This is a genomic window from Rhodococcus qingshengii JCM 15477 (assembly GCF_023221595.1).
GTDB classification, from domain to species: domain Bacteria; phylum Actinomycetota; class Actinomycetes; order Mycobacteriales; family Mycobacteriaceae; genus Rhodococcus_F; species Rhodococcus_F qingshengii.
In genome coordinates this window covers 4,748,320-4,761,844 of sequence record NZ_CP096563.1, presented here as the reverse complement: position 1 = coordinate 4,761,844, position 13,525 = coordinate 4,748,320, and the positions used below count along the sequence as shown (strand labels likewise).

At 62.9% G+C, this 13,525-nt stretch carries 13 protein-coding genes; 8 read left to right on the top strand and 5 right to left on the bottom strand.

All coding sequences use genetic code 11. The features are described 5' to 3' along the window. The first annotated feature begins 23 nt into the window (after positions 1-23). Both M0639_RS21660 and M0639_RS21655 read left to right on the top strand, forming a co-directional pair. The gene (locus M0639_RS21660) at positions 24-776 is read left to right on the top strand and encodes an SDR family oxidoreductase (RefSeq protein WP_064074021.1); all 753 of its coding nucleotides are present in this window, start codon (positions 24-26) and stop codon (positions 774-776) included. Further along, positions 776-2,098, top strand: coding sequence for an NAD(P)/FAD-dependent oxidoreductase (locus M0639_RS21655; RefSeq protein WP_003946361.1), 1,323 nt, complete (start codon positions 776-778; stop codon positions 2,096-2,098). Before M0639_RS21660 ends, M0639_RS21655 begins: the two co-directional genes overlap by 1 nt. Positions 2,099-2,101: 3 nt before the next feature. Here M0639_RS21655 and M0639_RS21650 read toward each other — a convergent pair whose 3' ends face one another. After that, the gene (locus M0639_RS21650) at positions 2,102-2,605 is read right to left on the bottom strand and encodes a COG4315 family predicted lipoprotein (RefSeq protein ID WP_064074022.1); all 504 of its coding nucleotides are present in this window, start codon (positions 2,603-2,605) and stop codon (positions 2,102-2,104) included. A 125-nt stretch (positions 2,606-2,730) separates the two neighbouring features. Here M0639_RS21650 and M0639_RS21645 point away from each other — a divergent pair, with 125 nt between their 5' ends. Genes M0639_RS21645 through M0639_RS21635 form a run of 3 tightly spaced genes read left to right on the top strand, consistent with a single transcriptional unit; the run spans position 2,731 to position 4,832 of the window. Continuing rightward, complete coding sequence (locus M0639_RS21645; RefSeq protein WP_064074023.1) at positions 2,731-3,198, top strand: MarR family winged helix-turn-helix transcriptional regulator; 468 nt, start codon at positions 2,731-2,733, stop codon at positions 3,196-3,198. 4 nt (positions 3,199-3,202) lie between these two features. Beyond that, a complete protein-coding gene (locus M0639_RS21640) occupies positions 3,203-4,054 on the top strand; it encodes an ABC transporter ATP-binding protein (protein WP_042921332.1) in 852 nt (283 codons plus the stop codon). Continuing rightward, entirely contained in the window at positions 4,014-4,832 is an 819-nt protein-coding gene (locus tag M0639_RS21635) for an ABC transporter permease (protein ID WP_064074024.1), read from the top strand. The genes M0639_RS21640 and M0639_RS21635 overlap by 41 nt, the downstream gene beginning before the upstream one ends. A gap of 26 nt (positions 4,833-4,858) precedes the next feature. Here M0639_RS21635 and M0639_RS21630 read toward each other — a convergent pair whose 3' ends face one another. Both M0639_RS21630 and M0639_RS21625 read right to left on the bottom strand, forming a co-directional pair. Next, a complete protein-coding gene (locus M0639_RS21630; protein WP_003946341.1) occupies positions 4,859-5,302 on the bottom strand; it encodes a helix-turn-helix domain-containing protein in 444 nt (147 codons plus the stop codon). Between the two features lie 533 nt (positions 5,303-5,835). Then, positions 5,836-6,012, bottom strand: a complete 177-nt coding sequence (locus M0639_RS21625) for a hypothetical protein (protein ID WP_156511732.1) — start codon at positions 6,010-6,012, stop codon at positions 5,836-5,838. Positions 6,013-6,222: 210 nt separating this feature from the next. Here M0639_RS21625 and M0639_RS21620 point away from each other — a divergent pair, with 210 nt between their 5' ends. Beyond that, a complete protein-coding gene (locus tag M0639_RS21620) occupies positions 6,223-7,035 on the top strand; it encodes an FAD:protein FMN transferase (protein WP_007727618.1) in 813 nt (270 codons plus the stop codon). Between the two features lies 1 nt (position 7,036). Here M0639_RS21620 and pgi read toward each other — a convergent pair whose 3' ends face one another. Then, entirely contained in the window at positions 7,037-8,692 is a 1,656-nt protein-coding gene (gene pgi / locus M0639_RS21615; RefSeq protein ID WP_007727615.1) for a glucose-6-phosphate isomerase, read from the bottom strand. Between the two features lie 92 nt (positions 8,693-8,784). On the opposite strand from pgi, the gene M0639_RS21610 reads away from it, so the two are divergent. Beyond that, entirely contained in the window at positions 8,785-10,239 is a 1,455-nt protein-coding gene (locus M0639_RS21610) for an NAD-dependent succinate-semialdehyde dehydrogenase (RefSeq protein ID WP_007727613.1), read from the top strand. A gap of 74 nt (positions 10,240-10,313) precedes the next feature. Here the strand turns inward: M0639_RS21610 and M0639_RS21605 are convergent, their stop codons facing one another. Continuing rightward, positions 10,314-10,640: a chorismate mutase gene (locus M0639_RS21605; RefSeq protein ID WP_003946362.1), complete on the bottom strand. Its 327-nt coding sequence runs from the start codon at positions 10,638-10,640 to the stop codon at positions 10,314-10,316. 316 nt (positions 10,641-10,956) lie between these two features. On the opposite strand from M0639_RS21605, the gene pcrA reads away from it, so the two are divergent. Continuing rightward, complete coding sequence (pcrA, locus tag M0639_RS21600; RefSeq protein WP_003946394.1) at positions 10,957-13,449, top strand: DNA helicase PcrA; 2,493 nt, start codon at positions 10,957-10,959, stop codon at positions 13,447-13,449. Positions 13,450-13,525 lie beyond the last annotated feature (76 nt).

The following is a 13,525-nucleotide window of genomic DNA, read 5'->3' as shown; positions in this document are numbered from 1 at the left end:
CGATGATGGTTACAGTTGCACCCATGACGCGGCAGAAGATTTTGATCACCGGTGCGAGTTCGGGTCTGGGTGAGGAGATGGCCAGGAGATTCGCCGCGGCCGGTCGCGACCTCGCGTTGTGTGCCCGGCGGACGGATCGTCTCGACACGCTGCGTGGGGAGCTGGTGGCGCAGTACCCGTCGATCAGCGTCGCCGTGCGCGAACTCGATGTGACCGAACACGATTCCGTCGTCCGGGTTTTCGGTGAGCTGCGCGACGAGTTGGGTGGCCTGGACCGGGTGATCGTCAACGCCGGGCTCGGCAAGGGCGCGAAGATCGGAACCGGAAAAGCGCACGCGAATCTCGCAACAGCGCAGACGAATTTTGTCGGTGCGCTGTCGCAGTGTGAAGCTGCGCTCGAGATCTTTCGCGCGCAGGACGCCGGACACCTGGTTCTCGTGTCTTCGATCAGCGCGGATCGGGGGCTACCCGGGCCCAAGGCGGCCTATTCGGCGAGCAAGGCGGGAGTAGCGGCGCTGGGTGAGGCGCTCAGTATCGAGTTGGCGCGCACACCTATTCGGGTCACCACGCTGCTGCCGGGCTTCATCAAGACCGACATGTCCGCCGGCGCCGGCGACGACGCAGCGCTCATGGCCAGTTTGGACGAAGGCGTCAGTGCCATGGTCGACGCCATCGAGAAGGAAACCACCCGAGCGGCGCTACCCGGCCTCAAGTGGCAAGGGATAGATGCGGCCCAACGATTCCTGCCCAACTCCGTGACAGCGAGGTTTGTCTGATGAGCATCCACATCTCGAACGGTAAGCCCCGCGTAGTGATCGTCGGTGGCGGCTTCGGTGGACTGTACGCAGCGAGACGGCTCAAGAAGGCCGACGTCGAGGTGGTTCTGATCGACCGAGGGACCAGCCACGTCTTCCAGCCCCTGCTCTACCAGTGCGCCACGGGTCTGCTCTCCGAAGGGCAGATCGCAAGTCCGCTGCGGCATCTGCTCGAGGACAACAAGAACACGAACGTCGTTCTGGGCGAGGCCAAGTCGGTGGACGCGGACGCCGGGATACTGACTGCCAGTCGCTTCGACGGGTCGACCTTCGAACTGCCGTACGACTACCTGATCGTGGCGGCCGGAATGCGCCAGTCCTACCACGGCCAGGACGAGTTCATCAAATGGGCGCCCGGCATGAAAACCCTCGACGACGCTTTGGCGATCAGGCGCAGTCTCATTGCTGCGTTCGAGATGGCCGAATCGCTCCCGACTGCGGAAGAACGTCGACCGTGGCTGACATTCGCCGTGGCGGGCGGCGGACCCACCGGCGTCGAATTAGCCGGACAGATCCGCGAATTGGCGATGCACGCGCTCACCAACGAGTTCCGGTCCATCGACCCGGACGAGGCAAGGGTACTGCTCTTCCACGGCGACGATCGGGTGCTCCCTTCGTTCAGTCGCAAGCTCTCGGCCGCCGCCAAACGTACTCTCGACGGGATCGGCGTCGAGACTCACCTCGGCGTGCACGTCACCGACGTGTGCGAGACCAGCATCGAGACGACGGACAAGAAGACAAAAGAGAAGCGGCAGTACGAGACCCGCACGATTCTGTGGACCGCGGGCGTCGAAGCGGTGCCGTTCGCCGAGGCACTGGCCACGGCGCTGGGTGTGAAGCAGGTCGGCGGTGGCCGCATCGAGGTGGAAGCCGATCTGACCGTTCCCGGCCACCCGAACGTCTACGTGGTGGGCGACCTCATGTCGCGGGACAAACTTGCCGGGGTGGCCGAGGTCGCGATGCAGGGTGGTCGGCACGCCGGTGCCCGGATCGCTGCAACCGTGGAAAACGGAGTGCCCAGCCGAAAACCGTTCAAGTACCGCGATCTTGGAACCGCGGCCTACATTTCGCGACGCCACGCGTTGCTTCAGGCAGGGCCGGTCCAGTTGTCCGGGTTCATCGGATGGGTGTCCTGGGGAATCATCCACATCGCGTTCCTCGCCGGTTTCCGCAACCGCGCCAGCACGGTGCTCAACTGGGGCGCAACCCTGGCGTCGAAAACGCGTCGGGAACGGGCAATCACGTACGGCGACCCCGAAACCGCGCGGCAGCCGTACAACTGAGGGTTACTCAGTCTTGAACACGGGGTTTCCGGCGGCGTCGATCATCCACCACAGGCTGCCGACGCTCTGTCCGAGCATGTCTCCGGGAACCTTGTCGTCGAGGTACCGATAGACGGGCTTGCCGTTGACGGTGATCTGGAAAGATCCTTCAGGCCCGTCGACAGTGTCGATGACAGCGTCGATTCCTTCGACGATCGGCGAATCCGTGACCGAGGTGACCGCCGGCCAGTAACGCAGGCACGCTTCGTCGCACGACCCGGCTTGTGAGTTCTCCTCGTCCGGGTTGTAGACGTAGACGGTCATGCCTTCGCCGTCGACGGCGATCGTCCCGAGTGGGGAGTCGGCGGTCTTCAGCAGGGGTGCATCAGCGGCGGCGGGTGGCGACAGCGACGTCGCAATGGCAGTGACGTTGTCTGCGCTGTCCCCGGAATCGAGGGCGTCGGGCGAGCAACCGGTGAGGATCAGGGCGGTACTCGCAATCGTCGCGAACAACCACTGTCTGCGCATGACGTCTCCGTTCTGGGCGGGAGTGCTCGGGACAAGCAATCGGGGATACCCGTTGCGGACGAGCTGAAAACGCCGGGCGTCCGGATTCCTCGACAATAGCTCTGTTACAGAGCTATTGTGAGGTTGTGGATGGAAGCGGAGCAAATCTTGCGGATGACGTCCTGGAGACGCTCGGACAATTGCGCCGGGGCACGAGGAAGGCGTCGGGGCGGCCGTTTGCGGAACGACCGCTCGCCGGCGCCCAGATCGAACTCGTCAGGCTGCTACGACGCAACCCGGGTCTGTCGGTGGCCGAGGCTGCCGGGCGATTGGGTGTCGCGGCAAACACGGTGTCCACCTTGGTGCGGCAGCTCGTCGACGATGGAGTGATCGAACGCGTTGCCGACGAGGCCGACCGCCGCGTCGCGCGATTGGTGCTCGCGGACGAGGCGCGCGCCCGCGTCGAGGTGTGGCGTGATCGCCGGAGTGTGATTGTCGGTCAGGCATTGTCGACTCTGACCGCAGAGGACAGGGCAAGTATCGAGGCTGCTCTACCGGCCCTGTCTCGATTGGCGAGCGCTCTGGCAGCAGCCGGATCAGAAGGTGACGGGTAGTGAGATGCTGACACAGTGGTGGAAGAGCCGAGCGGCAGGTTCACCCGACCCCGGCGCACACGCGGTCGAGATCGACTCGGTTACATACAAGTTCGGCGACCACCGCGCGGTGGACAACCTGAGTCTGGTCATCAATGCGGGGGAGTGTTTCGGCCTGCTCGGTCCCAACGGCGCAGGAAAGACTACGACGATCAGGTTGCTCAACACGTTACTTCCTCTGCAAGACGGTGACATTCGGATTCTCGGTCGCTCAGTTCGTACCGAGGCGATGACCATTCGGCGCTACCTCGGGTACGTGCCACAACAGCTCTCGATCGAAAGCGCATTGACCGCACGCGAGAACGTGACCTGGTTCGCGCGACTGTACGACGTTCCGCGGTCCGAACGACGCGAGCGCGTCGACCAGGCGCTCGAGATGGTGGACCTACTCGATTCAGGTGATCGTCTGGCGTCGGGTTTCTCCGGCGGTATGGTGCGACGTCTCGAACTTGCGCAGGCGCTGGTGAACCGACCGTCGTTGCTGGTGCTCGACGAACCGACGGTGGGGCTGGATCCCATTGCCCGCGAATCCGTCTGGCAGCGAGTGGCGGAGATGCAGAAGCAGTACGGCATGACTGTGCTGCTCACGACGCACTACATGGAAGAAGCGGAGGAGTTGTGTGATCGTGTTGCGTTGATGCATCACGGTGAACTTCGTGCGGTGGGCGAGCCGAGCGCGTTGGCCGCCGAACTGGGGCCGGAGGTCACTCTCGAAGACGTGTTCCGTCACTACACCGGCGACGATCTCACCGGCGACAAGTCAGGAGGTCTCCACGATGTCCGCAGTGCCCGTCGCACAGCGCGCCGCTTGGGCTGATCCCACTACCAACAGTTTTGCTCGATTGCTCTCGAGAATTTACACATTCTGCCTCGTGGAAGTTCAGAAGTTGCGGCACGACCGATCTGAATTGGTCACGCGCGCAATCCAGCCGATCCTCTGGTTGGTGATCTTCGGTCAGACGTTCAGTCATATCCGAGCGATCCCGACTGGCGACGTACCGTATCTCGACTTTCTCGCGCCGGGCATCATTGCGCAGTCCGCGCTTTTTGTTGCGATCTTCTACGGAATCCAGATCATCTGGGAGCGTGACGCGGGAGTCCTCACCAAACTCATGGTGACGCCGACGCCACGAGCCGCGCTGGTCACCGGAAAGGCATTTGCGGCCGGTATCCGTGCGGTCGCCCAGGCCGTGGTCGTAGTCGTTGTAGCGGCGCTGCTGGGCGTGAGCATGACGTGGAACCCGATCAAGTTGCTCGGCGTCGTGGCTGTCGTTGTCCTCGGCTCGGCGTTCTTCGCCTGTCTGTCGGTTGCGATCGCGGGGATCGTGCTCAAACGAGATCGATTGATGGGCATCGGCCAGGCGATCACCATGCCGTTGTTCTTCGCGTCCAACGCTCTGTACCCGGTCGAACTCATGCCGACGTGGGTTCAGTGGCTCAGTCGCATCAATCCGCTGAGTTACGAGGTGTCAGCGCTGCGCGGTCTGCTGATCGGAATGCCGACCGACTACCTCGTCGACTTCGGCGTGCTGATCGGGGCCGCGCTGCTCGGAATCATCACAGCTTCGGCACTATTGGGCCGCTTGACTCGCTGATCTGACTCGCTGAACTTCGCTCCGGACTAGTCGCGAGTGAACGGTGGGGTGTAGGTGCTGCAATCCGGAGGGACGGCCGGGAGTCCTTCGGACGAGCGAAGTTTCTCCGCAATCGATGAGAGCAAGTCCTGCGATTCAGGGGAGAGATCGACCGCTTTTATGGCCAGAGAACGTAATTCGCTGTCGTGGAACTCCTCGACAACCGAACGGTCTTCTTCCGGAATCAGTTCGGGATCTTGGCGAGGTGTCGGGCCGAAGAAGTACTCTGCTGCCACGCCGAAGTAATCGGCCAATGCCAAAACGACTTGCTCCGATGGATTCGTGCGCACACCGCTCCGGAGTTGCGAGAGGTACGGTGTCGAAATCTTGCATCCACGTTGCGAAAGGGCTTCCACAACTTGTGCGTTGGTGAGTCTCGGTGCTGTGGCCGGGTACAAGGCGTTCAAACGGTCCTTGAATGAATCGGTCACAATTCCTCCCTCGAGCGTGACCCAGCGTCACAGCTACTTCGCAGTTTTCACATAGTAGACGACACGGTTATTCTGGACTCTGGTCGAAAGTCCTTTCACCTGCGGATATTTGGCGCAGAAAAATTCCAAAGACTTTGTAAAGTATGTGATTTTCGCCGCGTACTGACCGTTCGTTTTGCCAAGGTGTACGGCGGTAGCGTATAAGCCGAACGGTGGTGGTTACGCCATTGTGCTGCAGGTTCTTTCAGCCGGTCCTATCCATTTTGTGTCGATGCATTCCTGCTCGGTCTGTAACGTGCGAAGCGCTGCCGCCGGGCACCGGGCGTCGTCGTGCCGGCGGTTGGCGCGCCGCGTGTTCGGGACTTCTTCTCGGTGCTCTGCTCGACGCTCGCGCGCAGTGGTGGGCCCGTATTTTGCTGCACTCGAGAGTGAGCGCTCAGGTGTGTCCACCTGCGAAAGTGACGCGCATTGAAAGCGGCCGATTGGTATGTCATCGACGTTGGAACACAGTGCTTCTCGTCGGTCCCCATTTTTCATGCGGTGACATAAGGTTCATGCGGTGACATAGCGCCGCCCGGGCGTGTTGCTGCGGCGGACCGGGCTCGAAGCGCAGCCGGCCGGCCGGACATGTCGAGCGTCGACTCTGCGTCTTTCGGATCGGAATTGCCCGCTGCGCCAGTAGTAGTCGACGTCGTCGCAGTCAGGTGCATGTCAGAACCATGTGGAGGATTACACGTCTTGCACACGGAGGGCGACAGTCCAGGCGGCAATTCTGTCGCACAGATCTACCATCCAGTCCCCGCCGTGCGCTGCTCAACCTGCGGCATGTGTGCCTCGGCCTCGGAAGCGCTTTATGGCACGGGGGTTGCTGACCGGCGCATACTGGTTACAACACAGTGTGTTCGAAGGGCAGGACTGACATGGTCAGTGTCGAGAAGTGGGCGATGTGGGATTCCGCCGTGGAGGTGGACGTCACCGAGGGCGCTGCGCTGCCTACTGCGCACGCGTTGATCGCAGCTGCCATCGACGAAACCGAAGCGGTCTGCGACCTTCGCCGGGGAGACGCCGAGATTCACGCCGTCAACCTCGCTCAGGGAACTCCGGTCAAAGTGACACGACGTATGTCGGCTCTGCTGCGGTCGGCGCTGTGGGCTGCCCGTATGACCGGCGGTGCAGTCAATCCGCTTGCCGACAACTACTCCGAGGACGAATCCATCCCTCCGGTGCACCCGACCCCGACGTTCGAGGACGTACAGCTCGACGGAGACGTGGTGTACGCGCCCTGGGGTGCGTCGTTCGACATCACCGGAGTTGCCAAGGCCGACACCGTCGATCGCGCCGCGCAGATCGTCGCCGCCGAATTACAATGCGGCGTTGCTGTGCGGATCGGCGACGTGATCGCCACGGCCGGCCATGCACCGGCTGGTGGCTGGCAGATTCCGGTGCCGGACAGCGAAGAAGTCGAACTGATCAACGGAACCGCGATGGCGACGGCGCGGGCGCTGGAGCTGCCCTCCTGGGAGCCGAACCAGGAGCGGCCCTCCACGGAATGGGCACAGGTCTCGGTGATTGCTGACGACGCGGTGTGGGCGTACGCCGCGAGCGAAGCTGCGTTGATCCGGGGGATAAGCGCCATCAAATGGGTTGAACAGCAAGAGCTTCGGGCTCGGCTCGTCGACCGATCCGGACGCGTGTACACAACGGAAAGTTGGTTCGGCCCGGCGGCCGCGTGAGTCAGGCCCGTCCGCGCTCTCTGCGGTACCACTGCACCAGAGCATCTGTGGATGTGTCGCCGAGGTCGCCGGGTGCTGCTTCGGAAGAGAGCGCAGGCCCCAGTTCCATGGCTTGTGTCTTGCCGAGTTCGACGCCCCACTGATCGAACGGATTGACACCCCAGACAGCACCTTCGACAAATACCTGGTGCTCGTAAAGTGCGATCAGCTGACCGACGACCGAGGGGGTCAGCTCCTTCGCCAAGATAGTGCTCGACGGTCGGTTGCCTGGCATCACCTTGTGTGGCACCAGCTCCGGAGCAGTGCCCTCTGACGCGATTTCTTCGGCAGTCTTCCCGAACGCGAGAACCTTTGTCTGAGCGAAGAAGTTACTCATGAGCAGATCGTGCATTGATCCCGTGCCGTCCGCAGTAGGCAGATCGTCGGTGGATTCCGCGAACCCGATGAAATCGGCAGGCACCAGCCAGGTGCCCTGATGCAGGAGTTGGTAGAAGGCGTGTTGGCCGTTGGTTCCGGGCTCGCCCCAGAAGATCTCACCGGTGGACGTGGTCACCGGTGAGCCGTCGGCGCGAACCGATTTGCCGTTGGACTCCATGGTCAGCTGCTGCAGGTAGGCGGGAAAGCGCAGCAAGTCGTTGGAGTAGGGCAGAACTGCGCGGGACTGTGCGCCGAAGAAGTTGGAGTACCAGAGCCCGATGAGGCCGAGGAGGACCGGCGCGTTCTGCTCGAGCGGTTGGTTTCGGAAGTGCGTGTCGATCTGGTGGAAACCGTCGAGGAACTCCGCAAAGCGAACGGGTCCGACGGCACACATGACCGACAAGCCGATCGCCGAGTCGACGGAGTAGCGCCCGCCGACCCAATCCCAGAACCCGAACATGTTCGCGGTGTCGATGCCGAACTCCGCCACGCGGTCACCGTGGGTGGAGACTGCGACGAAATGCTTGGCTACGGCCGAGACGTCTTCGCTGCCCAGACCGGCGAACAGCCAACGCTTTGCCGCTGTCGCGTTGGTGAGGGTCTCGAGGGTGGAGAACGTCTTGGATGCGACGATGAAGAGCGTCGTCTCCGGATCGAGGTCGTCGAGCTGTCCGACCAGATCGACAGGGTCGATGTTGGAGACGAACCGGACGCTGATTCCGGCGTCGGCGTAATGCCGTAATGCGCGGTAGACCATCACCGGCCCGAGGTCGGAACCGCCGATGCCGATGTTGACGATGGTGCGGATGCGCTTGCCGGTAGCTCCGGTCCACTCGCCGCTGCGCACACGATCGGCAAAAGCGCCCATCGCGTCCAGAACTTCGTGAACGTCGGCGACGACGTCTTGACCGTCGACGGTCAGCGCAGAATCCTTGGGCAGACGCAGCGCTGTGTGTAGTACGGCGCGGTCTTCGGAAGTGTTGATGTGATCGCCCGCGAACATCGCGTCGCGTCGTGCCTCGACGCCGGCCTCGCGGGCCAGGTCGACGAGCAGCGCGAGAGTCTCGCGGCTGACGCGATGCTTGCTGTAGTCGATGTGAAGATCACCGGCGTCGATCGTCAGCTCTCGCCCGCGGGCTGGATCGTCCTGGAAGAGTTCTCGCAGGTGAACGCCTTCGATGTCGGCGTAATGAGCGCGCAGTTTCTGCCAGGCTGAGGTTCCGGTGATGTCAGTGCTCACGATCATCGACTTTAGTGGCACAAGCTGGAAACTTCCGCGTGAGTCTCGCTCGCGGGCAGACGGACGCGGCTCCGACGAGCATCATGGAACCCATGGACACATTCGAATTCATTCGATCAGTTCCCACCCAGTTGTTCGTCGGCGGTCGGTTCGTGCCCGCGGAGAACAACGCGACCTTCCCGGTGGCGGATCCGGCGACCGGGAAATCGTTGACCGATGTCGCCGATGCGAGCCCCGCGGACGCGCTGCGCGCTCTCGACGAAGCCGTCGCCGTCTCGTCGAAGTGGGCGAGCACACCTGCGCGCGAGCGTGGTGAAATCCTGCGAGCCGTTTTCGAGAAGATCACCGAGCGAGCCGAGGACGTGGCGCTGCTGATGACCCTCGAAATGGGCAAGGCACTCGCCGAAAGTCGCGCCGAGGTGAAGTACGGGGCGGAGTTCTTCCGGTGGTTCAGCGAGGAGGCCGTTCGCATCGGCGGGCGCTACACGCCGGCGCCGGCGGGCAACGGCCGGATCCTTGTCACCAAGGCGCCGGTCGGACCGTGTCTGGCCATCACTCCCTGGAATTTCCCGTTGGCGATGGGTACCCGCAAGATCGGCCCGGCGTTGGCCGCCGGCTGCACGATCATCGTCAAGCCCGCCTCGGAGACCCCGTTGACGATGTTGTTGCTTGCTCAGCTCATGGCCGAAGCCGGGTTGCCCGACGGAGTCCTCTCGGTGTTGCCGACATCGAAATCCGGTGAAGTGACCGGCCCTCTCATCGACGACCCTCGACTGCGCAAGCTCACCTTCACCGGGTCCACCGGCGTCGGCAAGATGCTGGTGGAGAAGTCCGCGAAGCGATTGCTCCGCACGTCGATGGAATTGGGTGGCAACGCACCCTTCGTGGTGTTCGACGACGCGGACGTCGACAAGGCAGTCGAGGGCGCGGTACTGGCGAAGCTTCGCAACGGAGGCGAAGCATGCACCGCCGCCAACCGGTTCCACGTCGCCAACGCCGTGCGTGAAGAGTTCACGACCAAGCTGACCGAGAAGATGGCGACTTTCACGATGGGACCCGGTACCGACCCGGAGACGAAGCTCGGCCCGCTGATCAACCAGAATCAACTCGACACGGTCGCGGAGTTGGTTGCAGATGCGGTGGATGCCGGGGCGAAGGTGCGACTGGGCGGCGAAGCGCCGGGTGGTGAAGGGTACTTCTATCCAGCCACGGTGTTGGCAGACGTTCCGGCCAGCGCGCGGATTCTGAAAGAAGAGGTGTTCGGACCCGTCGCCGCGATCACCGGCTTCGACACCGAAGCCGAGGGAATCGCAGCCGCCAACGACACCGAGTTCGGACTGGCCGCGTACATCTTCACAAGGGATCTCGACCGTGCGCTTCGGGTTTCCGATGCACTGGAATCAGGAATGATCGGCGTCAACCGCGGAGTGATCTCGGACGCGGCAGCGCCGTTCGGTGGCGTGAAGGAATCCGGATTCGGCCGCGAGGGCGGGACCGAGGGGATCGAGGAATACCTGAACACGAAGTACATCGCGCTCGAGAGCTGATACACACGCGAACGGCCACATCGGGACTGCCAGAGGCATCCGATGTGGCCGTTCGCAAGTGAACAGGTCGTGCGCTAGTGGCCCAGGCGTCCGCGGCCCAGGCGCAGGAGCAGCATCGCGAGGGTGTGGCCTTCCTGGCCCAGCTCGTTGAATCGTTCGAGGACCTTCATCTCGCGGCTGTGCACCAGACGCGGACCACCCGATGCCATCCGGGTACGGCCGATGATCTGGGAGACCTCGGAGCGACGTTTGATGGCCGCGAGGATCTCGGCGTCGAGACGGTCGATTTCTTTCCGTAGTTCGTCGATCTCCGCCTCACTCTGGGGGATCTCGACGTCTGTCGGAGCAGTTTTTACAGTATCGACAGTATTTCCATGGGGGGCTGCAGCCTGGGTGCTCATTGCTATTCGTCTCCTCTTCCTACTGCGTGGATCGTGGTCTCGGCTCGGGTCGTTACCGATCCAGGCACACTGACGAAAATGCCCCGGATCCGATTCGGACCAGGGGCGGGTGAGCTGTTCAGATCACGTGCACCGAGGTCCGGGGCACGTAAAGTAACGCCACAGCGGGCCGACGGGGTCGGCCGTGTTGTCGCGAACGGAAATGCTGAACATAGCGTCCAGTTTGCCATGCTCGACACAGGTAATCCAAGTGCCTCTACCAGCAGGTGGACGCACTGACGACCGTGTCGGTGGACGCCGGTAGCGTGGACAGGCGATGAACACGTACCCAGCACTCGGTGAGCACGACGGACATTCCCAGCACGACGGGGGCGGCGCGCGGGGACACGACGCGGGTTCGGACGCCCTCCTCGAGGGTCTCAACCCGCAACAGCGCGAGGCCGTGGTCCATGCCGGTTCGCCGTTGCTGATAGTCGCGGGAGCCGGCTCGGGCAAGACTGCAGTGCTGACGCGTCGCATCGCCTATCTGTTGGCCGAACGGGGTGTCACCCCCGGTCAGATCCTGGCCATCACGTTCACCAACAAGGCTGCGGCCGAGATGCGCGAGCGTGTGGCAGCTCTTGTCGGACCGCGTGCCAACGCCATGTGGGTATCGACGTTCCACTCCAGTTGCGTGCGGATCCTGCGAGCACAGGCGGCGCTCCTACCCGGTTTGAACTCGAATTTCTCGATCTACGATTCCGACGATTCGCGTCGACTGCTGACGATGATCTCGAAGGACCTCGAGCTCGACACCAAACGATTCTCCGCGCGCCTTCTCGCCACTCACATCTCCAACCTGAAGAACGAACTCGTCGGACCGGAAGAGGCGGTTGTCGCAGCCGATCAGGATCCGGCCGAACTTCCGCGACTGATCGCCAAGGTCTACGGCCACTACCAACAGCGGCTGCGTGCGGCGAACGCACTCGACTTCGACGATCTCATCGGTGAGACCGTCGCGCTTCTTCAGGCGTTTCCACAGATCGCCGAGTACTACCGCCGCCGCTTCCGTCACGTGCTCGTCGACGAGTACCAGGACACCAACCACGCGCAATACATGCTTGTGCGTGAACTGGTCGGTGGAGCCGGCGAGTCCGACCACGCCGTTGCCCCGGCCGAACTGTGCGTCGTCGGTGACGCCGATCAATCGATCTACGCATTCCGCGGAGCCACTATCCGCAACATCGAAGAGTTCGAACGCGACTACCCGGATGCTCGGACCATCCTTCTCGAACAGAACTACCGTTCGACGCAGAACATTCTGTCTGCGGCCAACTCCGTGATTTCCAAGAACACCGGTCGACGAGAAAAGCGTCTGTGGACCGATTCGGGTGAAGGCGAACTGATCGTCGGCTACGTTGCAGACAACGAGCACGACGAAGCATCGTTTGTCGCCTCGGAGATCGATCGGCTGGTGGACCAGGGCGAGACCAAGTTCGCCGACATCGCGGTGTTCTACCGGACCAACAACTCCTCGCGCGCGCTCGAGGAGATCTTCATTCGACTCGGAGTGCCGTACAAGGTGGTCGGCGGCGTTCGCTTCTACGAGCGCAAGGAAGTTCGGGACATCGTCGCGTATCTGCGCGTCCTCGCCAACGAGGACGACACCGTGAGCCTGCGACGCATTCTCAACACGCCCCGACGCGGTATCGGTGATCGAGCCGAAGCCTGCGTCGCCGTGCACTCCGAGCATCGCAACATCAGCTTCGCCGCCGCTCTCCGTGACGGCGCGGAAGGCAAAGTGGCGCTGCTCAATACGCGGTCACAGAAGGCCATCGCGTCGTTCCTCGAGATGATGGACGGGCTGCGGGCCCTGCTACCGACAGCGGCCGCCGACGAGGACGAACCGTTCGAGCTCGGTGACATCGGTGAGGTTGCCGAGGCGGTGCTCGAGCGCACCGGCTACCGCGCCGAGCTTGCGGCGAGCAGCGATCCGCAGGATGGCGCGCGACTCGACAACTTGAACGAACTCGTCAGCGTGGCAAGGGAATTCAGTTCCGACGCGCGAAACGCGGCCGGGCTGATCGATCCGGACGACGAGGAAACCGCAGCAATGCGTGAAGGTGAACCCGATCCGGGTTCGCTTGCCGCCTTCCTCGAACGGGTATCGCTTGTCGCCGACGCCGATCAACTGCCGGACTCCGACGACGGCGTCGTGACCATGATGACGCTTCACACCGCTAAGGGCCTCGAGTTCCCGGTCGTCTTCGTCACCGGTTGGGAGGACGGGCAGTTCCCGCACATGCGCGCCCTCGGCGATCCGGCGGAGCTGTCCGAAGAGCGTCGACTTGCTTACGTCGGCATCACCCGTGCCAGGCAGCGCCTGTACCTGACGCGCGCGATCATGCGTTCGGCGTGGGGGCAACCGATCCAGAACCCGGCGTCGCGGTTCATCCAGGAGATCCCGGAGGACCTGATCAACTGGCGCCGTGAGGATCCGGGCACCGGTGGCGGATTCGGAAGCGGCAGGCCGGGTTACGGCAGCGGAAGCCGCTACGGCAGCCAGGGCGGCCAGGGATACGGCGGCGGGCAGAACTACGGGGGAGGGTCCGGCAAGGCCGCGTCGACTCCCAGTTTCGGTGCCGCGCGTGGCCGCAACAACGTTCTGGTCCTCGCCACGGGTGACCGCGTCAGTCACGACAAGTACGGTCTGGGCACCGTGTTGGAAACCAAGGGCACTGGCCCCACCGCGACGGTCACCATCGACTTCGGTAGCGCGGGCAAGGTGCGGTTGATGCTCATCGGCGGTGTGCCGATGGTCAAGCTGTAGAAGACAGGCAAAAACTTCCGGCCCGTACCTGGAAAGGTGCGGGCCGGAAGTTTTTCATCAGAAGCGTTGGGCTTGC